Annotated in this window: 21 protein-coding genes, 1 tRNA gene and 1 pseudogene; 12 read left to right on the top strand and 11 right to left on the bottom strand. The window is 73.7% G+C overall.

The features are described 5' to 3' along the window. Positions 1 to 223 precede the first annotated feature (223 nt). From thrB to argS, 5 genes are all read right to left on the bottom strand, one after another. Positions 224 to 1,150 carry a homoserine kinase gene (gene thrB, locus WIS52_RS10210; protein ID WP_349297890.1) on the bottom strand — a complete coding sequence of 309 codons (927 nt, stop codon included), beginning with the start codon at positions 1,148 to 1,150 and terminating at the stop codon, positions 224 to 226. Beyond that, positions 1,150 to 2,256, bottom strand: a complete 1,107-nt coding sequence (gene thrC, locus WIS52_RS10205) for a threonine synthase (protein ID WP_349297889.1) — start codon at positions 2,254 to 2,256, stop codon at positions 1,150 to 1,152. Before thrC ends, thrB begins: the two co-directional genes overlap by 1 nt. 43 nt (positions 2,257 to 2,299) lie before the next feature. Further along, a complete protein-coding gene (locus tag WIS52_RS10200) occupies positions 2,300 to 3,703 on the bottom strand; it encodes a homoserine dehydrogenase (protein WP_349297888.1) in 1,404 nt (467 codons plus the stop codon). 112 nt (positions 3,704 to 3,815) lie between these two features. Continuing rightward, positions 3,816 to 5,267, bottom strand: a complete 1,452-nt coding sequence (lysA, locus tag WIS52_RS10195; RefSeq protein ID WP_349297887.1) for a diaminopimelate decarboxylase — start codon at positions 5,265 to 5,267, stop codon at positions 3,816 to 3,818. Beyond that, positions 5,267 to 6,916 carry an arginine--tRNA ligase gene (argS, locus tag WIS52_RS10190; protein ID WP_349297886.1) on the bottom strand — a complete coding sequence of 550 codons (1,650 nt, stop codon included), beginning with the start codon at positions 6,914 to 6,916 and terminating at the stop codon, positions 5,267 to 5,269. The genes lysA and argS overlap by 1 nt, the downstream gene beginning before the upstream one ends. A 130-nt stretch (positions 6,917 to 7,046) precedes the next feature. Here argS and WIS52_RS10185 point away from each other — a divergent pair, with 130 nt between their 5' ends. The 3 genes from WIS52_RS10185 (at position 7,047) to WIS52_RS10175 (ending at position 8,761) form a co-directional block, all read left to right on the top strand. Then, a complete protein-coding gene (locus WIS52_RS10185; RefSeq protein WP_349297885.1) occupies positions 7,047 to 7,877 on the top strand; it encodes a DUF3105 domain-containing protein in 831 nt (276 codons plus the stop codon). Between the two features lie 28 nt (positions 7,878 to 7,905). Then, positions 7,906 to 8,610 carry a DUF305 domain-containing protein gene (locus tag WIS52_RS10180; RefSeq protein WP_349297884.1) on the top strand — a complete coding sequence of 235 codons (705 nt, stop codon included), beginning with the start codon at positions 7,906 to 7,908 and terminating at the stop codon, positions 8,608 to 8,610. Between the two features lie 79 nt (positions 8,611 to 8,689). Beyond that, positions 8,690 to 8,761 (top strand) — tRNA-Arg (locus WIS52_RS10175). An 84-nt stretch (positions 8,762 to 8,845) separates the two neighbouring features. Here WIS52_RS10175 and WIS52_RS10170 read toward each other — a convergent pair. From WIS52_RS10170 to WIS52_RS10160, 3 genes and pseudogenes are all read right to left on the bottom strand, one after another. Further along, positions 8,846 to 9,775 carry an HNH endonuclease signature motif containing protein gene (locus WIS52_RS10170; protein ID WP_349297961.1) on the bottom strand — a complete coding sequence of 310 codons (930 nt, stop codon included), beginning with the start codon at positions 9,773 to 9,775 and terminating at the stop codon, positions 8,846 to 8,848. Positions 9,776 to 9,869: 94 nt separating this feature from the next. After that, positions 9,870 to 10,085, bottom strand: a pseudogene (locus WIS52_RS31680) (hypothetical protein); the annotation flags it as partial. A gap of 256 nt (positions 10,086 to 10,341) precedes the next feature. Continuing rightward, positions 10,342 to 11,091, bottom strand: a complete 750-nt coding sequence (locus tag WIS52_RS10160) for an SDR family NAD(P)-dependent oxidoreductase (protein WP_349297882.1) — start codon at positions 11,089 to 11,091, stop codon at positions 10,342 to 10,344. Positions 11,092 to 11,182: 91 nt separating this feature from the next. On the opposite strand from WIS52_RS10160, the gene WIS52_RS10155 reads away from it, so the two are divergent. From WIS52_RS10155 to WIS52_RS10135, 5 genes are all read left to right on the top strand, one after another. Further along, entirely contained in the window at positions 11,183 to 11,782 is a 600-nt protein-coding gene (locus WIS52_RS10155) for a TetR/AcrR family transcriptional regulator (RefSeq protein ID WP_349297881.1), read from the top strand. 321 nt (positions 11,783 to 12,103) lie between these two features. Further along, positions 12,104 to 13,483, top strand: a complete 1,380-nt coding sequence (locus tag WIS52_RS10150; protein ID WP_349297880.1) for an ammonium transporter — start codon at positions 12,104 to 12,106, stop codon at positions 13,481 to 13,483. Between the two features lie 149 nt (positions 13,484 to 13,632). Then, positions 13,633 to 14,772 (top strand): AI-2E family transporter, encoded by a 1,140-nt coding sequence (locus WIS52_RS10145; protein WP_349297879.1) that lies wholly within the window; start codon positions 13,633 to 13,635, stop codon positions 14,770 to 14,772. A gap of 75 nt (positions 14,773 to 14,847) precedes the next feature. After that, complete coding sequence (locus WIS52_RS10140; RefSeq protein ID WP_349297878.1) at positions 14,848 to 16,080, top strand: DUF418 domain-containing protein; 1,233 nt, start codon at positions 14,848 to 14,850, stop codon at positions 16,078 to 16,080. 97 nt (positions 16,081 to 16,177) lie between these two features. Beyond that, positions 16,178 to 16,588, top strand: a complete 411-nt coding sequence (locus WIS52_RS10135; protein WP_349297877.1) for a PPOX class F420-dependent oxidoreductase — start codon at positions 16,178 to 16,180, stop codon at positions 16,586 to 16,588. A 1-nt stretch (position 16,589) separates the two neighbouring features. Here WIS52_RS10135 and WIS52_RS10130 read toward each other — a convergent pair whose 3' ends face one another. Further along, positions 16,590 to 16,967, bottom strand: coding sequence for a VOC family protein (locus tag WIS52_RS10130; RefSeq protein ID WP_349297876.1), 378 nt, complete (start codon positions 16,965 to 16,967; stop codon positions 16,590 to 16,592). A gap of 199 nt (positions 16,968 to 17,166) precedes the next feature. On the opposite strand from WIS52_RS10130, the gene WIS52_RS10125 reads away from it, so the two are divergent. Next, positions 17,167 to 18,273 carry an alpha/beta hydrolase gene (locus WIS52_RS10125; protein WP_349297875.1) on the top strand — a complete coding sequence of 369 codons (1,107 nt, stop codon included), beginning with the start codon at positions 17,167 to 17,169 and terminating at the stop codon, positions 18,271 to 18,273. Between the two features lie 76 nt (positions 18,274 to 18,349). Here the strand turns inward: WIS52_RS10125 and WIS52_RS10120 are convergent, their stop codons facing one another. Then, positions 18,350 to 19,162, bottom strand: a complete 813-nt coding sequence (locus WIS52_RS10120) for a PRC and DUF2382 domain-containing protein (protein ID WP_349297874.1) — start codon at positions 19,160 to 19,162, stop codon at positions 18,350 to 18,352. Between the two features lie 483 nt (positions 19,163 to 19,645). Here WIS52_RS10120 and WIS52_RS10115 point away from each other — a divergent pair, with 483 nt between their 5' ends. The 3 genes from WIS52_RS10115 to WIS52_RS10105 all read left to right on the top strand — a co-directional run bounded on the left by WIS52_RS10115 (position 19,646) and on the right by WIS52_RS10105 (position 24,156). Continuing rightward, on the top strand, positions 19,646 to 21,433 hold the full coding sequence (locus WIS52_RS10115; protein WP_349297873.1) for a phosphatidylglycerol lysyltransferase domain-containing protein: 1,788 nt from the start codon (positions 19,646 to 19,648) through the stop codon (positions 21,431 to 21,433). A gap of 17 nt (positions 21,434 to 21,450) precedes the next feature. Beyond that, positions 21,451 to 23,493, top strand: coding sequence for an NAD(+) synthase (locus WIS52_RS10110; protein ID WP_349297872.1), 2,043 nt, complete (start codon positions 21,451 to 21,453; stop codon positions 23,491 to 23,493). 402 nt (positions 23,494 to 23,895) lie between these two features. Beyond that, the gene (locus WIS52_RS10105; protein ID WP_349297871.1) at positions 23,896 to 24,156 is read left to right on the top strand and encodes a hypothetical protein; all 261 of its coding nucleotides are present in this window, start codon (positions 23,896 to 23,898) and stop codon (positions 24,154 to 24,156) included. A 141-nt stretch (positions 24,157 to 24,297) separates the two neighbouring features. Here WIS52_RS10105 and WIS52_RS10100 read toward each other — a convergent pair whose 3' ends face one another. Further along, a complete protein-coding gene (locus WIS52_RS10100) occupies positions 24,298 to 25,644 on the bottom strand; it encodes an MFS transporter (RefSeq protein ID WP_349297870.1) in 1,347 nt (448 codons plus the stop codon). Positions 25,645 to 25,673: the final 29 nt, after the last annotated feature.

Here is a 25,673-nt window from a genome sequence, read left to right as displayed (position 1 = left end):
CATGCAGGGGCGACACTAGACGGAACGCCCGCGGGCGGCAACAACCCCCACCCCGGCGCGTCCGCAGCATGTCGTCGCGTTGGTCACGTCCCGGTGGAGATCGCTGCGGCCCGGCAGATGATGATGTCCGTGCCGACGGCCCGGGCCCGTTCGACACCGGTCCGGTGCCCCGCATTCCCGCACGTATCCCTACCTGGGACTTCGGGCCGGCGACGTGCCGTCCTCAGCAGATCTCGACGCGCACGCCCTCGGTGTCGACGGGCAGCGGCTGCACCGCAAAACCCTCGGCGTCGGCGAACGTGTCCACATCGTCCGGCAGCGCGCCGCCGGAGGTCAGCGCCAGCACGGTCGGACCGGCCCCGGAGATCGCGGCCGGCACGCCCCGCGCGCGCAGCCGCTCGACCAGCTCGGCCGACGACGGGTAGGCCGGCCGCCGGTAGGGCTGATGCAGCCGGTCCTCGGTGGCGGCGAGCAGCAGGTCGGGCCGCCGGGTCATCGCGAGCACGGCGAGCGCGCAGCGGCTGCCGGTGAAGGCGGCGTCGGTCAGCGGCACCCGCTCGGGCAGCAGCCCGCGGGTGGTCTTGGTGGACGACTCGGTGCCCGCCACGCAGACGACCGGGTGGACGTCCGGGTGCACGTCGAGCCGCTCGGCGCGGTAGGCCTCCTCGGGCCCGGGCGAGGGCTCGGACGACGACCAGGCGAGCACGAACCCGCCCATGAGACTCGCCGCGGCGTTGTCCGCGTGCCCCTCCATCCCGGCCGCGAGCTGCAGCACGGCGTCGCGCTCCAGCTCCGGGTCGCGCCCGGCGAGCACCGTCGCGGCGGCGGCGCCGGCCACCGCGGCGGCGGCCGAGCTGCCGAGGCCACGGGAGTGCGGGATCGCGTTGGTGCAGCGCAGCCGCAGGCCCGCCGGCGACTCGCCGAACCGCTCGAAGCCCTGCCGCAGGGCGCGCATGACGAGGTGCCGCTCGTCCCGCGGCACGTGCCGGGCGCCCTCCCCGGCGACGTCGACGAACACCCCGGGCGTGTCGAACGTCTCGACCTCGATCTCGTCGTACACCCCGAGGGCGAGGCCCAGGCAGTCGAAACCGGGGCCGAGGTTCGCCGTCGACCCCGGGACCCGGACCCGGACGCGTGTCGGCCGGCCCATCAGCCGAGCTCGAGGGCCGCGGCGACCGCACCCGGGTCGATCGGGACGACCTCGGGGTCGGGCGCGGTGAGCAGCGCGCTGTCCGGGTCCTTGAGGCCGTGGCCGGTGACGGTGCACACCACGAGCGAGTCCCGCGGCAGCAGACCGTCCGACGAGGACTGCAGCAGCCCGGCCACCGACGCGGCCGAGGCCGGCTCGACGAACACCGCCTCCTCGGCGGAGAGCAGCCGGTAGGCGGCGAGGATCTCGTCGTCGGTGACGGCGGCGAAGCGCCCGTCCGACTCGTCGCGGGCGGTGGTGGCGCCCTTCCAGGAGGCCGGCGCGCCGATCCGGATCGCGGTCGCGATCGTCTCCGGTGCGCTGACCGGGGCCCCGTGCACCAGCGGCGCGGCGCCCGCGGCCTGGAACCCGAACATCCGCGGCAGGCCGGAGATCAGCCCGTCGGCCTGGTAGCCGCGGTAGCCCTGCCAGTACGCGGTGATGTTGCCGGCGTTGCCGACCGGCAGGCAGTGGATGTCGGGCGCGCGGCCGAGCTGGTCGCAGATCTCGTAGGCCGCCGAGGCCTGCCCGGCGATCCGGGTCGGGTTCACCGAGTTGACCAGCGCGATCGCCGGGTAGTCGGCGGTGGTCTTGCGCGCCAGCTCCAGGCAGTCGTCGAAGTTGCCGTCGATCTGCAGGATCCGGGCGCCGTGCGCGACGGCCTGGGCCATCTTGCCGAGCGCGATCCGGCCGCGCGGCACGAGCACCGCGCAGGTCATCCCGGCCCGGGTGGCGTACGCCGCGGCCGACGCCGAGGTGTTCCCGGTCGAGGCGCAGAGCACGCTCTGCTTGCCGTCGGCCAGCGCGGCGGTGACGGCCATCGTCATGCCGCGGTCCTTGAAGGACCCGGTCGGGTTGGCGCCGTCGACCTTGAGGAAGACCTGGCAGCCGGTCCGCTCGGACAGCCGCGGCGCCGGCAGCAGCGGGGTCCCGCCCTCGCCGAGGGTGACCACCGTCCAGTCCGGCTTGACCGGCATCCGGTCCCGGTAGGCCTCGATGATCCCGGGCCACGGCCCCGGCGGCGGGGACGCGACGGCGCCCCGGACGTTCTGCGCGCTGCCGGTCATCGCCGTCCCGCCTTCGCTGTTCGAGAATTCATCGGCCGACACGTCATTCGCCCATGCCCAGCGCGCTCACCGCGCGGCCGAGGCCCTCCACCCGCAGCACGCCCGCCACGCCGAGCACGTGGTCGAGGTCGAGCAGCGCGGACACCGTGGCCGACAGCGCGGCCTCCGGCGCGGAGTGCGTGACGACGGTCAGCCGGGCCTGGCTGTGCTCCGAGCCGTCGGCCCGGTCCACCGAGCCGTTGACCCCGCCGGTCTGGCGGACCGCGGCGATCGACACGCCGTGCGTCGCGAAGACCCCGGCGATCGCGGCCAGTGCGCCCTCGCGGTCGGCGACCTCGAGGTCGACGTGGTAGCGGGTGGGCACCTCGCCGATCGGGCGGACCGGCAGGCTCGCATACGCCGACTCGCGCGGCCCGCGGCCGCCGCCGACCCGGTTGCGGGCCACCGCGACCAGGTCGCCCAGCACCGCGGACGCGGTCGGCGCGCCGCCGGCGCCCTGGCCGTAGAACATCAGCTGACCGGCCGCCTCGGCCTCCACGAACACCGCGTTGAAGGCGCCGTCGACCCGGGCCAGCGGGTGCGAGTCGGGCACCATCGCCGGGTAGACCCGGGCCGAGACCGACTCGGCCCCGTCGCCGTCGGTCACCCGCTCGCAGATCGCCAGCAGCTTGATCGTGCAGCCCAGCCGGCGGGCCGCGGCGACGTCCGCGGAGGTCACCTCGCGCATGCCCTCGCGGTGCACGTCGGAGGCGGTGATCCGGGTGTGGAACGCCAGCGAGGCCAGGATGGCGGCCTTGGAGGCGGCGTCGTAGCCGTCGACGTCCGCGCTCGGGTCGGCCTCCGCGTAGCCGAGACGCGTGGCCTCCTCCAGCGCGTCGGCATAGGACGCGCCCTCTGCACCCATCGCGGACAGGATGAAGTTCGAGGTGCCGTTGACGATGCCGGCGACCCGGGTGATCCGGTCCCCGGCCAGCGACTCGCGCAGCGGGCGCAGCAGCGGGATCGCGCCGGCGACAGCGGCCTCGAAGTAGAGGTCGGCGCCGGAGGCGTCGGCGGCCTCGGACAGCGTCGGGCCGTCCTCGGCCAGCAGCGCCTTGTTCGCGGTGACCACGGACTTGCCGGACTTCAGCGCCTCGAGCAGCCAGCCGCGCACCGGGTCGATGCCGCCGATCACCTCGACGACCACGTCGACGTCGTCGCGGGTCACCAGTTCCCCGGCGTCGGTCGTGACGAGCTCGCCGAAGTGCTCGGTCAGCCACGGGTGCCGGTGCGGCCGCCGCACGGCCACGCCGGCCAGCTCGACCGGCGCGCCCACCCGGGCGGCCAGGTCCCCGGCCTGGTCGGTGATCAGCCGGACCACCTCGGTGCCGACGGTGCCGCAGCCGAGCAGAGCCACCCGGACGGCCCCGCTGCTCGCCGACAGTGCGGAGCTCTCGCCGCTCGCCACGTGCCCTCCTCGCGTACCGCGCCCACCGCGGGCGCGCCGATCATTCCTGGTCAGGCCGGTCCCGGTCAGGCCCGGGTGGCCGTTGTCACCCGACACGCCGCACGGGCGCCGCTCACACCTCGAACCGGAACTGGTCGTCGAGTGTCTCGCGGCGCAGCAGCGGCCGGTCGGCCCCCTCGCGCACCGCGACGACGGCCGGGCGGGGCAGCCGGTTGTAACCGGACGCCATCGCGTAGCAGTACGCCCCGGTCGCCGCGACGGCCAGCAGGTCGCCCGGCGCGAGGTCGGCCGGCAGCCAGCAGTCGCGCACCACGATGTCACCGGACTCGCAGTGCTTGCCCACCACCCGGGACAGCACCGGCTCGTCGCCGCCCGGCACGCTGTCTCGTTCCGAGGAACGGGAGACCAGCCGGACGTCGTACTCGGCGTCGTAGAGGGCGGTGCGGATGTTGTCGCTCATCCCGCCGTCGACGCTGACGTAGCGCCGCGCGTACCCGCCGAGCGGCACGTCCTTGATCGTCCCGACCTCGTAGAGCGTGACGGTGCCCGGCCCGGCGATGGCGCGGCCGGGCTCGACCGCGATCGACGGCGCGTCCAGGCCGGCGTTCGCGCACTCGCGCTTGACGATCCCGCGCAGCTCCTCGGCCAGCGCCGGCATCGACAGCGGGATCTCGCCGGGGCGGTAGGCGATGCCGATACCGCCGCCGAGGTCCAGCGTGCGCAGCGCGGCGAGGTTGTCGCTGCCGTGCTCCGCGTGCAGGTCGGCGAGCACCTTCACGACACGGCGGGCGGCGGCCTCGAAGCCCTCGGTGTCGAAGATCTGGCTGCCGATGTGGCTGTGCAGCCCGACGAGCTCCAGGTTCCGGGCGGCGAGCACCCGGCGGGCCGCCTCCAGCGCCGCCGAGTCCTTCTCACCGGTGAGGCTCGCGATCGAGAACCCGAACTTCTGGTCCTCGTGCGCGGTGGCGATGTACTCGTGGGTGTGCGCCTCGACGCCGACGGTCAGCCGGATCAGCACCGGCGCGGTCACCCCGCGCTCCGCGGCGACGGCCTGCAGCCGGGCGATCTCGTCGTCGGAGTCCAGCACGATCCCGCCGACGCCGGCGTCCACCGCCATCTCCAGCTCGGCGGTGGACTTGTTGTTGCCGTGCAGCGCGATCCGCTCCGGCGGGAACTCCGCGCGCAGCGCGACGGCGAGCTCGCCGCCGGAGCAGACGTCCAGCGAGAGACCCTCCTGGGCGATCCAGCGGGCCACCTCGGTGCACAGGAACGCCTTGGCCGCGTAGTGCACCGAGCCCGCGCCGAACGCGGCGGCGAACTCCTGGCAGCGGCCTCGGAAGTCGTCCTCGTCGAGCACGAACAGCGGGGTGCCGTAGCGCTGCGCGAGGTCCCGGACGTCGACGCCGGCGGTGTGCAGCGCGCCGCCGGCGCCGCGCTCGGCGTGCCGCGGCCAGACTGCCGGGGCCAGCGCGTCGAGCTCGGCGGCCGAGGCCGGGCGGGGCCCGGCGGACTCGGGGGCGGGGGTGAGGCCGGCGTGCAGCGGGCCGGCGGGGTGCGCGCGCATCACATGCGCTCCGGGGCGCCGACGCCGAGCAGGCCGAGGCCGTTGGCGAGCACCCGGCGGGTGGCGACGCACAGCGCGAGCCGGGCCCGGTGCAGGTCGGTGACGTCCTCGTCGCCCTGGGGCAGGACGCGGCAGGAGTCGTAGAACTTGTGGTACGCCCCGGCGAGGGCCTCCAGATAGCGGGCGACCCGGTGCGGCTCGCGCAGCTCGGCGGCGGACCGGACGACCTCGCCGAACTCGCCGAGGGTGCGGATCAGGTCGCCCTCGCGGGGGTGTTCCAGCAGGCCGTAGGACTCCCCCGGTTCGACGCCGAGGTCGGCGGCGTTGCGGGCCAGCGAGGACAGCCGGGCGTGCGCGTACTGGACGTAGAACACCGGGTTCTCGTTGGTCCGGCTGGAGACCAGGTCGAGGTCGATGTCCAGTGTGGAGTCCACCGACGACCGGACCAGGGAGTAGCGGGCCGCGTCCACACCGACGGCGTCGACGAAGTCCTCCAGGGTCACGATCGTCCCGGCACGCTTGCTCATCCGCACCGGCTCGCCACCGCGGACCAGGTTGACCATCTGTCCGATCAGGACCTCGACCACGGCCGGGTCGTCACCGAACGCCGCGGCGACCGCCTTGAGCCGCACGGTGTAGCCGTGGTGGTCGGCGCCGAGCATGTAAATGCAGCGGTCGAAACCGCGGGTGCGCTTGTCCCGCAGGTAGGCGATGTCACCGGCGACGTAGGCGGGCGTGCCGTCGCTCTTGATGACGACGCGGTCCTTGTCGTCGCCCTGCTCGGTCGAGCGCAGCCACCACGCGCCGTCCTTCTCGTAGAGGCTGCCGTTCTCCTTCAGCTGCCGGACAGAGTCCTCCACGGCGCCGGCCTCGTGCAGCGAGAGCTCGCTGAACCAGACGTCGAAGTCGGTCCCGAACTCGTGCAGCGAGCTGCGCATCTCCTCGAGCATCAGCGCCACACCGGTGCGGCGGAACGCCTGGTGGCGCTCGGCCTCGGGCAGGTCGAGGATGCCGGGCTCGGCGGCGACGACGCGCTGCGCGATCTCGCCGATGTAGGCGCCGCCGTAGCCGTTCTCCGGGGTCGGCGCACCGGTCGCCGCCGCGATGAGCGACGCGGCGAAGTGGTCGATCTGCGCGCCGGCGTCGTTGATGTAGTACTCGCGGGTCACGTCGGCGCCGCGGGCGCCGAGCACCCGGCCCAGCGCGTCGCCGACGGCGGCCCAGCGGGTCCCGCCCAGGTGGATCGGGCCGGTCGGGTTCGCGGAGACGAACTCGAGGTTCATCCGGGTCCCCGCGAGCTCGTCGCCGGTGCCGTAGCTCTCGCCCGCGGCCAGCACCTCACCGACGATCGCGCCCTGCGCGTCTGCGGCGAGGCGCAGGTTGATGAACCCCGGTCCGGCGATCTCGGCGCTCGCGATCCCGTCCCGCTCGGCCAGCGCCTCGGCCAGCCAGCCCGCCAGCTCGCGCGGGTTGACCCCGGCCTTCTTCGCGGTGCGCAGCGCGACGTTGGTGGCGTAGTCGCCGTGCTCGGGGTTGCGCGGACGCTCGACGACGCCGTCCGCGGGCAGGGCGGAGACGTCCAGGTCGCGTCGGGTCAGCACGTCCCGCGCGACATCACGGACCAGGTCGGCGAGCACGTCGGGATTCACCGTCGGGATTTTACGAGGTGATGCCCGGCACGCCGCCGCCGGACCGGGGCCCGCCCGGGCGGGTGACCGGCCGTCCCTAGACTCGGCCGCGCATCGCTCCCTGCGCCGACCACGAACAGGATCTCCCCCCATGGCCAGCGGCAAGTCGTCCGGCAAGAAGCGCCCGCCGTCGTTGGGCCCGGTCAACCAGCGCCAGATCCCCTGGATGATGATCGCCGCGATCACGGTGCTCGTACTCCTGGCCGGGGCGTTCATCGGCTACCCGCTGGTGCAGCGCAGCCAGAACGCGCAGTGGACGCCGACCGAGGAGAACCAGAACCCGGCGACGGCCATCGAGGGCGTCATCAGCCAGGAGTTCGAGGGCCTGCAGCACGTGCTGGGCTTCCAGCGGGTCGCCTACCAGCACAGCCCGCCGATGGGCGGCGCGCACGACGGTTTCTGGGCCGCCTGCAACGGCGTGGTCTACCCGGAGCCGGTCCGCTCGGAGAACCTCGTGCACTCCCTCGAGCACGGCGCGGTGTGGATCGCCTACAACCCGGACCTGGTCGACGAGGCCGGGCAGGCCGCGCTGCGCGACCGGGTCGAGGGCCAGCCGTACACGGTCATGTCGCCCTACCCCGACCTGGACGCGCCGATCTCGCTGCAGTCCTGGGGCAACCAGCTGAAGGTCGACGCCGCCGACGACGAGCGGATCGACCAGTTCATCCGCTCCCTGCGGCTCAACCGGTTCACCCACCCCGAGGTCGGTGCGACCTGCGACGTCGGCGCCGGCGGCGGTTTCGACCAGGACGCCCCGCCCGCGTTCGAGGCGATCCCGCCGCAGGAAGCGATCGACCGGGAGACCGTGTTCCCGGAGAACGAGGGCGCGGACCTGGGGGCTCCGGTGCCCGACGGGGCGGTCCCCGGCGAGCAGCCGGTCCCGGAGGAGCAGCCCGCCCCCGCACCCGCGCCGGGGCAGTGACGGGCGGGCTCGGGCACACTCGGCAGGTGTGAACGGCCCCATCCCCGACCTCCTCCGCAGCGAGCCCGACCCCACCCCGCCCGCGCCCGAGCGGCCCGCGTGGCGCAACCCGCTGACGATCACCTTCGCCGCGCTCGCGGTCGTCGCGGTGCTCGTGGCGGGGCTGGCGGTGCGGGGCGCGTTCGGCCCGTACGCCCCGGAGCCCGGCTCGGTGGACGTCGGGTTCGCCCAGGACATGTCGACGCACCACCGGCAGGCCGTGGAGATGGCGTCCTGGGAACGGGACCGGACCACCGACCCGCGGCTGCGGCAGCTGGCGTTCGACATCGAGTCGACCCAGAACCAGCAGATCGGCCGGATGCAGGGCTGGCTCGCCCTCTGGAACGCGCCGAACCTGCCGACCGGCGGGCACATGGCGTGGATGGCGGACTCCTCGCACGGCCACTCCCCCGGGGCTCCGGAGTCACTGGCCCGGATGCCCGGCATGGCCACGACAGAGGACCTCGCCCGGATGCGTGCGACGCCGGAGCCGGAGCTCGACGTGGTGTTCCTGCAGCTGATGCTGCGCCACCACGAGGGCGGCGTGTCGATGCTCGAGTACGCCCGCGACCACGCCGACACCGCCGAGGTGCGCAACCTCGCGACCCAGATGTTGGCCTCGCAGGTCCCGGAGGCGGAGCTGATGCGCGGGATGCTCGCCGAGCGCGGCGCGGAGCCGTTGCCGATGAACTGACCGTGCTGATGAACTGATCATGCGAGGGCCCCGGCTGCACGCCGGCCGGGGGCGTGGGTTACTGTTCTCCCATCGCACGGCCCCCGTAGCTCAGGGGATAGAGCACCGCCCTCCGGAGGCGGGAGCGCAGGTTCGAATCCTGCCGGGGGCACTTCCAGTGCCTATGACGAGAATCGGTCCCTCACCTGCTGGACAAGGGTGGGGGACCGATCTCGTCGGGTCCGGGCGCATCGGGTCAGCTGACGAGCTGGGCGACCCGTGGTGGTGGTCGTTGTGCCGGGATCCGCCCGACCAGGTCCGGGCGCTGCAGCATGTTGCGCCGCGGCCCACCCGGCACCCACAGCGGGGGATGGAACCACGGGAACCCGCCCTCCATCGCGATCACCCAGTCGCCCTTGTGGATCAAGGTGTGGTGCTGGGAGCACAGCAGCACCAGGTTGTCGAGGTCGGTGCAGCCGCCGTGGGCCCAGTGCCGCACGTGGTGGGCGACACACCACTGCGGCGGGGCGTCGCAGCCGGGGAACGCGCAGCCGCCGTCGCGCTGGGCCAGTGCCCGGCGCTGGGCCCGGTTCGCGAAGCGCTTGTCCCGGCCCACGAACAGCGGCTCCCCGGTCGAGGCGAGCACGATCGGCACCATCCGGGCATCACAGGCCAGCCGCAACGCCGCCTCGGCATCGATCGCCGCCCGCAGCGTCCCGTCCCCGAACCCGATCAGCGCCCCACCCTCGCCCGTCACGAGGGTCTCCAGCGGGACGGTGACCGTGACCTGCACCGCCTGACCGGCCTCGGTCCCGAGCGCGCCGGTGGCGAGCATCCGCCGGGCCAGCTCGACCAGCCCGTCCGCGGTGCGCTCCGCTGCCGAGCGGGGGTCGCGTTCGCCGGGCTCGTGCCCGGTGTGCTCGCCGTCGGCGCAGCAGTCGGTGTCGGCCGGGACGGTGGGGCACGGCGCGCTCAGCGGCGACAGCGCGCTGCGCAGGATCGCCGCGGACTCGCGGTCGAAGAAGCCGCGTGCCTCGAATCCCTCCCCCAGCGAGCGCAGGGTCAGCGCGTTGCGGGTGGGCCTGGGCTCGCGCGGGCGGGCGCCGTCCGGATCGAGCAGCGCCAGCGCGTGGCGGCCCAGCCGGCGCACCGCGTCGGGGTCCAGGCTCCGGGCGTGCTCGGTCAGGTCGGCCTCCAGCGGGGCGGCGATGCTCGTCGAGATGCGGCGGCAACGCAGCCAGCACGGCCTGGATCTCGCGCACGTGCTCCGGGGTCAACGCGCCCTCGGCGACCGCGGCGGCCAGCACCGCCAGATCCGGCCCCACCGCCTCCCCGCTCACCTGCCGGCGCGGGGCCAGCTCCTCGGCCGCCCGGACCCGGGATCGCGCGGTGGAGCGGGACACGTTCTGCACCGACCGCAGCAGATCCGTCAGATCCTTGTGACCCGTGGCCTCGGCCAGCCCGCGGGAACGGGCCTCGCCGATCAGCTCCACCATCTGCGCGAACGCCTCGTTCACATCCTCCTGAGCAACGCGCAGACCGAGGAGGAGGTCCTCGTCGGTGGCCTGCCAGGCGGTGGTCATGTGTCCGATTCTCCGATCGAACACACGTTCCCCTCCAGTAAGAAGCGACCACCGGTCACATATCAGCGACGAGCGGGGTGAGCCGACGAGTCCGGCACCGCAGTGTGCCCACGGTCCGCACGCCCATGGCGCCGTCCGGGCGGAACGAGAGGACGACAACCGGTGCCGGTCAGACCTGGTTCACGCCGCCGTCGACGTAGACGTTGGCGCCGAGCATGAAGCTGCTGTCCGACGAGGCGAGGAAGGCCACCGCGGCCGCGACCTCGTCCGGACTCCCGATGCGTCCGGCCGGGACCTGGTCGACGAGGCCCGCCCGGTAGGCCTCGATGTTGTCCTCCCCCACGAGCTCGGTGACGCCCGAGGTCTCGGTCGGCCCGGGGGAGATCGCGTTCACCCGGACACCCCGGCCCTTCAGCTCGATGGCCCATGCCCGGGTGAACGCCCGCAGCGCGGCCTCGGACGCGGCGTAGGTCCCGAATCCGGCGACCCCGCGGTCGGCTGAGGTCGACACGTTGATGATCACCGACGCGCCGTCGTTCAGCACCGGCAGCGCCTTCTGGACCGTGCGGAGCGTGCCCTTCACGTTCACGTCGAAGACCCGGTCGAACTCCTCCTCCGCGAGCGTCTCGACGGTCGCGAAGGACGCCGTGCCCGCATTGGCGAAGAGCACGTCGAGGCCCTGCCCGCGCGCCGCGACCGCCTCGTAGAGCCGGTCCAGGTCGTCCGGATCCGTGATGTCACCCGGGACCGCCGTCACCCCCTCCCCGATGACCTCGACGGCCTCGTCGAGCTCGGTCTTCCGCCGGCCGGTGATGAACACGTGAGCTCCCTCGGCCACCAGGCGCGCGGCCGTGGCCCGGCCGATCCCCCGCGTGCCGCCCCCGGTGACGACCGCCGTCCTGCCCTCGAGTCGACGCATGATCAACCTCCACGTAGATAGTTACCGATCGGTGCAGAACTGGACGCTAGCACATCTGCACCGATCGGTGCCGAAAGGCTAGGATGCCGGGGTGGGCAACGCACAGCTGGGCCGGCCGCGGGCCTTCGACGCCGACGAGGCGCTGGAGAAGGCGATGCTGGTCTTCTGGGAGCACGGCTACGAGGGGGCGAGCCTGTCCGCCTTGACCGAGGCGATGGGCATCTCCCGCAAGAGCATGTACGCGGCCTTCGGCAACAAGGAGGAGCTCTTCCACAAGGCGCTGCTCCGCTACGTCGAGGGCCCCGCCGCCTACCCCGTCCAGGCCGTGCAGGCAGCCACCGCCCGCAGGGTGGCCACCGAGTTCCTCGCCGGCGCGATGCGGACGGCGACCCTTCCGGGACATCCCCCGGGCTGCCTGGGCCTGCGGGGCGCGCTGACCGTGGACGAGTCCGTGCGTGCCGCCCGCGACGCCCTCGCCACCTGGCGCATCGAGGGCCACGAGCGCCTGCGGGACCGCTTCCGGCGCGCCGTCGACGAGGGCGACCTACCCGCGGACGCCGACCCCGATCTGATCGCCCGCTACGTCCAGACGGTCGCGAACGGGCTGATCATCCAGGCGATGGGCGGGACGACACGCGACGAGCTGGCACGGGTGGCGGACGCCGCGATGCGGAACTGGCCGCCTGGCTGAACGCGATCACCCCGCAGCTCGACGCCGACGCCGTCGCCGACCGGCTGTGGTTCTGCTTCGGCATCGGCGCGTGGCGCACGCTCGTCGTGGACTGCGGGTGGGGTTACGACGAGGCCGAACGCCGGCTCGGCCGGCAGGCCGTCGGGCTGCTGGACGGGCCCGAGACGTCCCACTCGTCCGGTTGACACCCATTCGTTACGCAATGTGACACCGGGGCAACCACCGGAGTCTCTCGTCAGAAGACCGTGTCAACCCTGGCGAGATCTCGACGTCGAGCGTCCCGCCGGCCTCCGCGTCGGTCGACCTCTCGAGGAGCCCCCCGTGCCCGAAGCAGATCTCGCGTGGCTGCTCGCCGCGTTCGCCCTGGTCCTGCTCATGTTCCCTGGCCTCGCGCTGTTCTACGGCGGGATGATGAGCAGTCGCAACGCCCTGAACATGCTCATGATGGTGATGAGCACCCTCGGCATCGCCTCCGTGCTCTACGTCCTCATCGGACACAGCATGGTCTCCGGCGACTCGCTCGGCGGACTCGGCCTGATCGGTAACCCGCTGGAGTACCCGGGCTTCCTCGGCGTGCACGACGACGGCGGGTCCGGCGGGCCCGAGGACGTCTTCTGGGCCGCGTTCTTCATCCTCTTCGCCGCCATCACGATCGCCATCGTCGCGAGCGGGGCGGCCGGCCGGATGAAGTTCTCCGGGTGGCTGGTCTTCGCCCCGGTGTGGCTGACGCTGGTCTACTTCCCGCTCGCCCACTGGGTCTTCGCGTTCGACGACCCCGAGACCGGCGTCGTCGGCGGCTGGATGGCGAACACGCTGCAGATGCACGACTACGCCGGCGGCACGGCCGTCCACATGAACGCCGGGGTCGCCGCGCTCGCGCTGGCGATGGTGCTCGGGCCCCGCCGCTCGCAGGCCGAGCGCCCGCACAACCTGCCGGTGATGCTACTGGGCGCCGGGATCCTGTGGTTCGGCTGGATGGGCTTCAACGGCGGCACCGCCGGGGGCGCGAACTTCCTGGCCCAGTACGTCATCCTCACCACGCTGCTCGCCGGCGCGGCCGGCATGCTCGGCTTCTGCCTGATCGAGAAGCTGCGCGACGGCCACGCCACCACCCTCGGCCTCGCGTCCGGCATGATCGCGGGCCTGGTCGCGATCACCCCGTCGGCCGACGCGCTCAACTCGCTCGGCGCGCTCGCGGTGGGCTTCGCCGGCGGCGCCGTCGTGGCCTGGGCCTGCACCTGGAAGAAGCGCTTCGGTATCGACGAGAGCCTGGACGCGTTCGCCGTGCACGGCGTCGGCGGGATCGTGGGCACCATCGGCGTCGTCCTGATCGCCGCGTCGAACGCCCCGGCCGGCATCTCCGGCATCCTGCTCGGCGGGAGCTGGGACATCGTCTGGCGCGAGATCGTCGCCGTCGTCGTGACCTGCCTCTACGCGTTCGGCATGACGTACGCGATCGCGTGGGTGCTGCACCGGACGATGGGGCTGCGGGTCGACCCCGACGCCGAGCGCGAGGGGATCGACCGGGTCGTGCACGCCGAGTCCGCCTACGACATCGAGCACGGCGGCCGGATCAGCCATCCGTCGCCGGGCCTGGCCGGCCGGCTCGGGAGCACCGACAGCGACGCCCCCGCCCACGGCACCCCGGGCAACGGCACCGCCGACAACACCGACGACGGTGCGGTCCCCGCAAGCAACTGATCCCTCCGTCGCAGCCCCCACGCCGTACTCATGGGACGGGGGTGGGTGAGGGACCACGGCGGGCACCTCACCCACCGTGGGTGGTGCGCCGCCCGGGTCCCGAGCTGAACGCTCTTCCGCGTGCCGACCGACGGCGGGAGGAACCGGCGATGACCGATCAGCTCGAAACCGGGCCCGACCGTCCACGACGGATGCCGCTGGGCGACTACGCCGCGATCACCGCCGTCGTGCTCGTGGTCCTCGCGGTGGCCGCGGCCGCCGTCGCCGCCCGGTTCGCGCTGGTGCTGGTGTTCGTCGGCTTCTTCCTCGCCACCGGCATCGAGCCCGCGATCCGCGCGCTGCACTCCCGGGGCCTGCGGCGCGGGCTGGCCCTGGCACTCGTCGTGCTCGGGGTGCTCGTGGTCCTCATCGGACTCGTCGCCGTGCTCGTCGTCCCGGCGGCCAGGGAGATCGGCACGCTGGCCACCGAGCTGCCCGCCCGCCTCAGCGCATTGGGCGACCGCGCCGGCGGTCCGGGCGGTGCGGTCGGACGGACCCTGTCCGACCCGGCGAACCACGAGCGGGTGCAGACGCTGCTGCAGGGCCTGGGCACGGCCCTGGCCACGTCGGCGGCAGCGGTCTTCGGCGCGCTCGGTGCCCTGTTCGGCGGGGTGTTCGCCGCCCTGACCTCGCTGGTCCTGATGATCTACTTCAGCCTGGCCATGCCGCGCATCCGTGCCGGGATCGACCGGCTGCTCGTCCGGGAGGACCGCATCGCGGTGGCCGACGCCGCGCTCGGGCGCGTCGGCAGCTACGTCTCCGGGCAGCTCGTCGTGTCCGCGGTCGCCGGGATCGCCGCGTTCGCCTTCTTCCTGGTCGCCGGGGTTCCGTACCCGGCGCTGCTCGCCGTCGTCGTCGCCGTCCTCGACGCCGTGCCGCAGATCGGCGCGACGCTGGCCTCGGTGGTCGGCATCGCCGCGGCGCTGTCGGTCAGCGTGGTGCTCGGCGTCGTCACGCTGATCTTCTTCCTGCTCTACCAGGGCCTCGAGAACTACATCATCGCTCCCCGGGTGTTCTCCAAGGCCATCGAGCTCACCCCGGTCGCGGCCTTCGTGGCCGTCCTCGTCGGCGTCGCGGCCGGCGGGGTGCTCGGCGCGATGACCGCCCTGCCGCTGACGGCGGCCGGCAAGGTCGTCGTCGATCACGCCCTGGCCGAGCGGGCGGCCCGCCGCGGCGTCCCGGCGGCGGGCCCCGCCGCCGTCGCCGACACCGGCCGCGCGGCCGACGAGCCGGAGCTCGGCCACGCCTGATCCGCCAGGACTTGAGTGTGCCGCAGCGGCACGGTCTGTGATGGACACATCGACTCCAGAGAGGAGACCGTTCCCGTGTCCACGACGACCGACCCGGCCGCCGCGTCCGCCCCCACCCCGGTGTCCCAGCGCGCCCTGGCGCCCGACCTCGCCCGCGGTCTGATGCTGCTGTTCATCGCGCTGGCGCACGTGCCGTACTACCTGTTCACCGCGGACACGGGCCTCGCGGGTGTCCATCCGGCCGACGGCGGTCTCGCCGACCGGATCGCGCAGGCCGTCACCATCACGACGGTCGACGCCCGGGCGTACCCGCTGTTCGCCCTGCTGTTCGCCTACGGGATCGGCCAGATGTACTCCCGCCAGATCTCGCGCGGCGCCTCCCCGGCCGACGTGCGACGCATGCTGCGCACCCGGAACCTGTGGATGATCGCCTTCGGGCTGGTGCACGCGACGCTGCTGTTCTTCGGCGACATCCTGGGCGCCTACGGCCTGATGGGGCTCGTGTTCGTGCCACTGTTCCTGAACCGCAGCGACCGTGTCCTGAAGGTCTGGATCGGTGTCCTGCTCGGGCTCGCCGCCCTCGTCTCCGTCGCCGCGACCGCGCTCATGACCCTGACCCCGGGCGGCGCGGGCGCCGAGCGACTGGCGACCGCCGAGCCCGGCTACCTCGCCTCGATCCTCTACCGGCTCACGCTCTGGCTGCCGTCGCTGGTCAGCCCGTTCATCATGCTGGTGCTGCCGGCGGCGTTCCTGCTCGGGCTGCTCACCGCGCGCCACCGGATCCTCGAGGAGCCGGGCCGCCACCTGCCGCTGCTGCGGCGGACCGCGGTCGTCGGGATCGCCGTCGGGTGGAGCGGCGGCCTCGTCCAGGCACTCGTGCACGTCGGTGCCCTGACGCTCCCCGGCGCTCCGGACCTGCTGATGCTGCACAACTACACCGGCTTCTTCGCCGGCATCGGGTACGCCGCGGTGTTCGCCCTGGTCGCGCACCGCATCACGACCGCGGGAACCGATCCGCTGCCCGTCCGCGCGCTGGTCGCCCTCGGGCGCCGGTCGATGAGCGGGTACCTGGCCCAGTCGGTGGTGTGGGCCGGTCTGCTCGCCGCCTCCGGGCTCGCGCTCGGAGCGCACCTGTCGAGCTGGTCCGCGATGGGGGTCGGGATCGCCACCTGGCTGGCGACCGTCGTCGCGGCCTACGCGATGGACCGGGCCGGGATCCGCGGGCCCGCCGAGACCGCGCTGCGGAAGCTCACCTACCGCTCGGTGCGCCGGGCCGGACCGAAGGCGACGGCCACGACCACGGCCTGACGACGCGATCGATGCCCCGCCGGCCGGCACGCTCGTGCTCCGGCATCGCGACGCCGCGGCTTGACCTGAACCTCGGTCGAGGTCCTACGGTCGCGCCATGTTCACCGATCGCGAGCTCGAGTACCTGACCGGCCAACCGCTCGGACGCCTCGCGACGAGCGCGCCCGACGGGACGCTGCAGGTCAACCCGGTCGGCTACCGCGTCGACCGGGATCGGGGGACGATCGACATCGGCGGCTGGGGCATGTCCCGCAGTCGCAAGTACCGCAACGTCGCCGACAACGGGCGGGCCGCCTTCGTCGTCGACGACGTGGCGTCGACCGATCCCTGGCGGGTGCGCTTCCTGGAGGTCCGAGGACACGCCGAGACGATCGAGGATCCGGGCGGGGATCCCTCCGCCGCCGTCATCCGGCTCCGGCCCGAGCGCATCCTCGCGCTCGGGCTCGAACCCGGCGACCTGGAACGCTCCCCGCACGAGCTCACGGTGCGAAGCCGGGACGTCGGTTAGCTCACCACCCCGGAAGGAACAGGCAGAACACGTGCCCGTGCGGGTCCCGCAGCACCCGCACGCCGTCCTGCGGCTGGTGCGCCTCCACCGTCGCGCCCAGCCGCACCGCCCGGTCCACCTCGGCGCCCAGGTCGTCGACCAGCAGGTCGAGGTGCAGCAACATCCGCGGCGCGCCGGGACGTGCCGGCCAGGCGGGCGGAGCGAAGGCGGGTTCGAGCTGGAAGCTCAGGCCGGGCCGCTCGCGGGCCGGGTCGCGCAGCCGGACCCAGTCGGCGGCCTCCTCCCCGACCGTCTCCCAGCCGAGCAGCGCTCGGTAGAAGGCGGCGAGGGCGGGCGGGTCCGGCGTCCCCAGGACGACGGCGCCGAACTCGGCGCTCACGGGTGACCGCCGGCCCCGGAGCGCGGCGGCGCGACACTCCGTGACGAGTGCTCCGGGGCGGAATCCGGCATCTCGACCTCCTGGCGGACAAGGGATACCGGACCACCCTTCCGCGGTGTGAACCGTGCCGCGACCTGCGGCGCGCGGCCGCGGGCGGTGGAACGATCGAGACAGGGTGTCTCTCGTCGTGGGAGGTGTCGTGGACGCACAGGTACGCATGGCCCGTGGGGCCCTGCAGGCGGTGCTGGCCCTGCCGGTGCCGCTCAAGCGGGCGATCGCCGGGCCGCCGGTCCAGGTGGACGGCCAGGAGCTGGATCTCGACGTGCAGCTGCTGCGGCGGCTGCTGACCCCCCGGCGTCCCCCGCCGCCGCCCGTCCCGGAGCGGATCCGCGAGGGTCAGCTGTTCGTCGACCGCGTCCTCGCCGGTCCGGACGAGCCGGGTGTGCGCCGCGAGGACCGCACGGTGCCGGGGGCGGCCGGCGACCTCCCGGCCCGGCTCTACGTCCCCGACCCGGTGCTGCGCGACGGCGTCACCGAGGACTCCGACGGCTCCCCGCTGCTGGTCTACCTGCACGGGGGCGGCTTCGTCGCCGGCGACCTGGACACCCACGACGGGCTCTGCTCGGTGCTCGCCGCGGAGTCCGGCGCCCGGGTGCTGTCGGTCGGCTACCGGCTCGCGCCCGAGTACCCGTTCCCGGCCGCGGTGGACGACTGCCTGGCGGCGTTCACGCACGTCGCCACCCACCCGGCCGAGTACGGCGCGGCTCCGGGGCGGATCGCGGTCGGCGGCGACTCCGCCGGCGCGAGCCTCGCGCTGACGGTGTCCTGGGTGACCTCGCGCCCGGGCGCCACCGGCCGTCCGCCGGTGTTCTGCCTGGCCTTCTTCCCGGTCACCCAGGTGGCCGGCCACACCCGGTCGCGGGAGCTGTTCGGCGACGGCTACTTCCTCACGACGTCGGCGATCGAGACCATGGCCGCCTGGTACGTCCCCGAGGCGATGCGCGACGACCCGCGGCTGCGCCTCGCCGACGGCGACCTGTCCGGCATGCCGCCGGCCTACATCGCCACCGCCGGTTTCGACCCGCTGCGCGACGAGGGCGAAGAGCTCGTCGCCCGGATGCGCGACGCGGGGGTCCCGGCGACGCTGCGCCGGCACCCGGACCTCACCCACGGCTTCGCGACGACGCTGGGGGTCGGCGCCCGGCCACGCCAGGCCGTGTCGGAGGCCGCCGGCGCGCTGCGCACCGCGCTCGCCCTGCTCGACGAGCGCGTGCGGGGCCGCGCGCGCAGCGAGGCACCCCTGTAGACGCGCGCCGGCGCGCCACCGGAACCCCGCGGGAGGACCGGTGGCGCGCCGAGGCTCGCGAGGGAGCGGGAGTGGATCAGCTCCGGTCGCGGTCGTCGCGCAGCGCGTGCGACGGGTCGTCGACGTCGATCTGCTCCTTGCGCACGGTGTCGGAGATCTGCTCGTCCTCGGTCACGGTGCGGGTGCCCAGGCGCACCTTCTCCACGGCCTCGGTGGTCTTGTCCACCACCGGGCGCTCGGCGTGCAGGGTGACCTCGTAGCTGTCGTCGCCCATCGCGCCGGAACGCACGGTGTCGCCGTCGGTGATCGGCTCGCGCTCGAGCCGCACCTCCTCGTGGCTGACCGGAACGGTGACCGTCTGGTCCTCGGTGACGACGTACTTGCGCAGCGCCACCCGGCCGGTCTCCTCCGACTCGGTGCCGACCCGCAGGCGCTCCTCGTGCCGGACCATGGCGTCGTCGCCGGAGACCCCCGCGATGCGGTCGCGGTCGGTGTCCGTGGTGTCGCCGGTCCGCTCGGCGGTGGCGTGCCGTCCCTCGGTGCCGGTCGCGTGCCCGTTCCCGGCGGCTCCGGCCGCGGTGCCGTAGTGGCGGTGCAGCTCCTCCTCGTCGGACCCGGACAGCCGCTCGTCGGACCGGCCCACGTGCGGGCAGTCCTTCACCTGCTGCTTGTCGACGGCCAGGGCGACGCCCGAGTTGTCGGCGTCCGCGCCCTGCAGCGGCACGAAGCTCTCCTTGGTGCCGAACAGGCCGGTGTTGACCGTCGCCCAGGTCGGGTCCCCGCTGCGCTCGTCCAGGTAGACCTGGCCGATCTTGCCGACCTTCTCCCCGTGCGAGTCGATCGCCTGCTGCCCGATGAGCTCCCGGGTCATGTCCTTCGTGATCATCATGCTCGCCTCCGTGGTGTGTCGGTGCGTTGCTGAACGAACACTCCAGGGGTGGGCCGGGACGGTCCGTGCCATGCCGGATTCGGCCCGGTGCCCACCCACCGAGGGATGATCGACACTCCGCCGGAGCAACACGGACACCCATGGCGACAACGGACTGTCGATCATGTTCCCGGTCCGGGCGACCCCGCACGGCACGTTTCGCGCGATCACTTCCGGGGCCGGACCCTCGGCCCGTCGCCCGCGACACCCTGTCTCCATCCGGGTGCGGTGCGGTGCGCACGATCGGCTGCACCTGGTAACCCGCCGGGGTGTGCGACGCCCTCGGCGGGGCCCGAACCGGTCTAGTGTCGAGTTCCGGGTCGGCGCACCTGTCCGGCCGGTCGCCCCGATGCCGGACGCGCGGGCCCGGGTCGGCGGACGAACCCCGCCGGCAGCCCACGCCGGTCGGCCACGCCGCCACCGGCACGGCCGAGGAGGAATGGCGTGGCGGGGTCCGAGACCGCCGGGGACGCGCATCCGGCACCCGCGGGACCACGCGGGCCTGCGCCGCGCCCCGACCCCGAGGCCCGCCGGCGGCGGCTGTCCGAGGGGGCGACCGTCCGCGCCGTGGTCTGGGCGGCCCGGATCGTCGGCCTGCTGACCGTCGTCACCGCCGTGCTCCCGGCTCCGCGCCGCATCCTCGGCAGCGACCTGCGCAGCTCGCTGGGGCTGCCGATCGGCGTCGGGCTGGCCGGGCTGGTGGTGACGACCGTCGCCGGCGTCGGGCTGCTGCTGCTGGCGACCGGACTGCGACGGCGCAAGCAGCGGGCCTGGTGGGTGGCCACCGGCACGGCGACGGTGCTGCTGGTGGTGAACGTCGTGCACGTCGTCGACCAGCGGCGCGGCATCGTCCCGCTGCTGCTCGCCGCCGGGATGCTGCTGGCGCTGGTGGGCGCGCGGCGCTACTTCGTGGCCCGCCAGGACCCGGGCGGGCTCGCCCGGGCGGTGCGCACGCTGGTGCAGTTCGGGCTGGCCGGCTTCCTGGTCGTCTGGATCCTGCTCGCGCTCAACCTGCGGCGCCTGGCCGGGGACCCGTCGGTCGCCGAGCAGGCCGCGCAGGCAGCGCTGTCGCTGATCGGCGTGTCCGGCCCGCTCGCGTTCCGGATGGAATGGCTCGACGACCTCACCGCGGCCGTCGGGCTGACGTTCGGGATCGTCGCCGTCGTCGTCGCGGGGTACCACCTGCTGCGCTCGCCGGAGCCGCGCCCGTCGCTGGAACCGGACGACGCCGAGAAGCTGCGCGAGCTGCTGCGCACACCCGGCGGCGACTCGCTGGGCTACTTCGCGCTGCGCCGGGACAAGGCCGCGGTGTTCGCCCACGGCGGCCGCTCGGCGGTGTCCTACCGGGTGCTCGCCGGCGTGGCGCTGGCCTCCGGCGACCCGGTCGGCGACGTCGGAGCCTGGCCCGGCGCGATCGAGGCCTTCCTCGGCGAGTGCACCCGGCACGGCTGGTCCCCCGCGGTGCTCGGCTGCTCCGAGCGCGGCGCGACGGCGTGGTCGAAGTCCGGCCTCGACGCGCTGGAGCTCGGCGACGAGGCGGTGCTCGACACCGCGACGTTCGGCCTGGAGGGCCGGCCGATGCGCGGGGTCCGGCAGACCGTGCAGCGGATGCGCCGGGCCGAGCACACGGTGGAGGTGCGGCGGCTGTCCGGCTTCGACCCGGACGAGCGCACCCGGATCGCCGAGCGCGCGCACCACTGGCGCGGGGCCGAGCCCGAGCGCGGGTTCTCGATGGCGTCGTCGCGGGTGGCCGACCCGGACGACCCGGACGCCGTGATCGTCACCGCGTCCCGCGAGGGCACGCCGAGCGGCATGCTGCAGCTGGTTCCGTGGGGTCCGGACGGGCTGTCGCTGGACCTCATGGTCCGCGCCCCGGACGCCGACAACGGCGTCAACGAGCTGATGATCGCCGAGCTGATGGCGGCCTGCCCCGGCCTCGGGGTGGCCCGGGTGTCGCTCAACTTCGCGGTGTTCCGGGCCGCCATCGAGCGCGGCGAGCGGATCGGCGCCGGCCCGGTCGCCCGGACCTGGGCCACGCTGCTGCGGGTCGCGTCGCGCTGGTGGCAGATCGACTCGCTGTACCGGTTCAACGCCAAGTTCCGGCCCACCTGGTACCCGCGCTACGTGCTCTTCCCCGCCGTGCGCGACCTGCCGCGGGTGCTGTTCGTGGCGCTCGAGGCCGAGGGGTTCGGCGGGCGCCCGCCCGCGCTGCTGCGACTGCTCAGACGATGATCGGGGACAATGGCGGCGTGGACTTCCGCTCCGTCTACCGCCACCGGTTCCTGCGCGCGGCCGCGGCCACGCTGCACACCACGATCGCCGACCCGGCCGCGAACGCCGCCGCCGTGCTGGAGATCGCCCGCGCCTGCCACGACGAGGGCGCCGGCCTGGTCGTGTTCCCGGAACTGACGCTGTCCGGCTACTCGATCGAGGACGTGCTGCTGCAGGACACCCTGCTCGACGCCGTCGAGCGCGAGCTGCTCGGGCTGGTGGCGGAGACCGCGGACCTGCTGCCGGTGCTCGTCGTCGGGGCGCCCCTGCGGCACCGGCACCGGCTCTACAACACCGCCGTCGTGGTCCACCGCGGCCGGATCCTCGGGGTCGCGCCGAAGTCCTACCTGCCGACCTACCGGGAGTTCTACGAGCGGCGCCAGATCGCGGCCGGCGACGACCTGCGCGGCGCGTCGGTGCGGATCGGCGGCGACGAGTACCCGTTCGGCCCGGACCTGCTCTTCGCCGCCGAGGACCTGCCCGGGTTCGTGCTGCACGTGGAGATCTGCGAGGACCTCTGGGTGCCGATCCCGCCGTCGGCCGAGGCCGCGCTGGCCGGGGCCACGGTGCTGGCCAACCCGTCCGGCTCGCCGATCACCGTCGGGCGTTCCGACGAGCGCCGGCTGCTGTGCCGGTCGGCGTCGTCGCGCTGCACGGCCGCCTACGTCTACGCGGCCGCCGGCGAGGGCGAGTCGACCACCGACGTCGCCTGGGACGGCCAGACGATGATCTACGAGAACGGCGAGCTGCTCGCCGAGTCCGAGCGGTTCCCGGACGGCGCCCGGCACGCCGTCGCCGACGTCGACCTGGACCTGGTCGCGGCCGAGCGGCTGCGCCTGGGCACCTTCGACGACAACCGGCGCGCGCACGCCGAGCGCACCTCCGGGTTCCGCACGGTGTCCTTCCGGCTCGACCCGCCGGGCCACGACATCGGCCTGCGCCGCACGGTGGAGCGCTTCCCGTTCGTGCCCGCGGACCCGGACCGGCTCGAGCAGGACTGCTACGAGGCCTACTCGATCCAGGTCGCCGGGCTCGAGCAACGGCTGCGGGCGATCGGGTCGCCGAAGGTGGTCATCGGGGTGTCCGGCGGGCTGGACTCCACGCACGCACTGATCGTCGCGGCCCGGGCGATGGACCGGGCGGGCCGGCCGCGCAGCGACATCCTGGCGTTCACGATGCCCGGCTTCGCCACCTCCGACCACACCCGCAAGAACGCCGAGGCGCTGTCCGCGGCGCTCGGCGTCAGCTTCGACACCATCGACATCACCCCGACCGCGCGCACCATGCTCACCGAGATCGGCCACCCGTTCGGCCGCGGCGAGCCCGTCTACGACGTCACCTTCGAGAACGTGCAGGCCGGGCTGCGCACCGACTACCTGTTCCGGCTGGCCAACCAGCGCGGCGGCATCGTGCTCGGCACCGGGGACCTCTCCGAGCTCGCGCTGGGCTGGTCCACCTACGGCGTCGGCGACCAGATGTCGCACTACAACGTCAACGGCGGCGTGCCGAAGACGCTGATGCAGCACCTGATCCGCTGGGTGATCTCCAGTGCCCAGTTCGACGACCAGGTGTCGGCGGTGCTGCGGTCGGTGCTCGACACCGAGATCACCCCCGAGCTGGTGCCCGCCGGCGACGGCCGCGAGGTGCAGTCCAGCCAGGCCGTCGTCGGGCCGTACGCGCTGCAGGACTTCACGCTCTGGTACACGCTGCGCTACGGGTTCCGGCCGTCCCGGATCGCGTTCCTGGCCGGACACGCCTGGTCCGACGCCGCCGCCGGGGCCTGGCCACCCGGGTTCCCCGACGACGAGCGCCCCGAGTACTCCCCGGCCGAGATCCGGCACTGGCTGGGCGTGTTCGCGAAGCGCTTCTTCGCCTTCAGCCAGTTCAAGCGCTCCGCGCTGCCGAACGGGCCGAAGGTCTCCGCGGGCGGTGCGCTGTCGCCGCGCGGGGACTGGCGGGCCCCGTCGGACATGGCGGCGACGGTGTGGCTGGACGAGATCGAGCGCGACATCCCCTCCTGATGACCGCCGCGTTTCCCGGCGGAGTGACCATGAAACCCGCCCGGCGCACGACCGGACCCTGTCGTCGATCTTGATCTACCGGTCGTCGATCGCACCCCCGCCTCGCCGAGCGACGGACGGTGACAGGTGCCGGCCCGGCGGCCGCGAAGATCGGCCGGCACCGTACCCGCCGCCGCGGCGGAACCGGGCGGGCACGCGCCCCGCGACCGGACGGACCGCCTCCGACCTGCGAGAACGACGTGTCCACCTCGGACGGCGACGGCGCCCGTCCGGTTGGCGTTGATCACTACGGGTGTATCCGGTGGCCCGTCGCCCCTGGGCCGGGCGGGTGATCCGGGCTACTACTGTCCCCGGCAATCGACCTGGAGGTGAGTCTTGGCGCTCGCGAACATCCTGTCCGAGATGCCGGATCTGCTCGAGCGGACCCTGGCGGAGCACACCCCCGACTCCCAGGGCTACTGCCGGGAGTGCCGGGACGCCACCGGAGTCAGCGCGGCCTGGCCGTGCGTGACCCGCGAACTGGCCGAACAGGCCCGATCCATGAACGATTCCGCGCAGCCCGCCGACTCCGGCAGCGGCACCGTGGCCGGCCGCCGCCGCGCCCGGGGCATGGGCACCGGCGGCTTCGAGATCGCCGGCGACGGGCGTCACCGCTCCCCCTGACCCGCCCGCCGGTCCGCCCCGTGCCGTGCCCCACCGCCGGAGCCCGACTCATGACGCTTTAGTCCGGTATCGCCGAACTAAAGCGTCATGAGTCGGGTTCGGGGCGGGGGCTGCGGCCGGGCCGGGGCTGCGGGGAGCCGGTCAGGACAGCCGGGCGGGCGCGTCCGGGTGGTGGGTCTCCCGGATGAGCACGATGGCCGCCAGCGAGACCAGCGCGACCGCGATCATGTACACCGCGACGGCCGCCGACGTCCCGAAGGCCTGCTGCAGCGACGCCGCGATCAGCGGCGCGAACCCGCCGCCGAGCACCGCGCCGACGGCGTAGGAGAAGGACGCACCGCTGTAGCGGTAGCGGGCCTCGAACATCTCCGCGAACAGCGCCGACTGCGGGCCGTAGGACAGGCCCAGCCCGGCCGTCAGGACCACCACCGAGACGACCATCAGCCCGAGCGCGGTGGTGTCCAGCAGCGCGAAGAACGGCAACGGCCAGAGGACGAGCATCACCGAGCCGACCAGGTACACCTTCTTGCGTCCGATGTGGTCGGACCAGATCGCGCCGGCGACGATGCTCACCAGCCAGCTGACGCTGCCGATGATCACGACCAGGATCATCGTGTTCCGGTCGACGCCGAGCACCTGGGTGCCGTAGGACAGCAGGTAGGCCAGGAAGACGTAGCCGATCGCGTTGTTCGCGACGAAGCTCAGCGAGGCCAGCACCAGCTCCCGCGGGCGGGACCGGAAGACCTCGACGATCGGTGCCCGGCTGCGGGTGCGGGCGGCGCGCAGCTGCGCGAACACCGGGCTCTCCTCGACCTTGAGCCGGATCACCAGCCCGACGACGACGAGCAGGATCGACCCCAGGAACGGGATCCGCCAGCCCCAGGCCGCGAACTGCTCGGGGGTGGTCAGGTTGGACACCACGAGGAACACCAGCTGGGCCAGGATCAGCCCGGCCGGCACGCCGATCTGCGGGAACGAGCCGTAGCGGCCGCGCCTGCCCGGCGGCGCGTGCTCGACCGACATCAGGGCCGCCCCGCCCCACTCGCCGCCCGCGCTGAGCCCCTGCAGCATGCGCAGCACCACCAGCAGCAGCGGGGCGGCGAACCCGATCTGGTCGTAGGTCGGCAGCAGCCCGACGCCGACCGTCGCGAACCCCATCAGCAGCAGCGAGGCGACCAGCATCTTCTTGCGCCCGATCCGGTCGCCGAAGTGGCCCCACACGATCCCGCCGAGCGGGCGGGCCACCAGGCCGACCCCGAGCGTCGCGAACGCGGCGAGCGTGCCGGAGGCCGGGGACAGCGTCGAGAAGAACTGGCTGTTGAAGACCAGCGCCGCCGCGGTGGCGTAGATGAAGAAGTCGTACCACTCGATCGTCGTGCCGATCGCGCTCGTCGCGGCGACGCGGCGCACCTGCGAGGGCGTGGATCCGGTGGTGTCGGCGACGGTCGTCCCCGCCGCGCCCGTCGGTGACGTGCGGTCCGGTGTCATGCGTGTCCTCCCCCGGACCGGGACTCCGT

The organism is Pseudonocardia nematodicida (genome assembly GCF_040105385.1).
GTDB lineage: Bacteria > Actinomycetota > Actinomycetes > Mycobacteriales > Pseudonocardiaceae > Pseudonocardia > Pseudonocardia nematodicida.
Note: the sequence above shows the minus strand (reverse complement) of the source record. Positions and strands in the feature narration are given on the sequence as shown.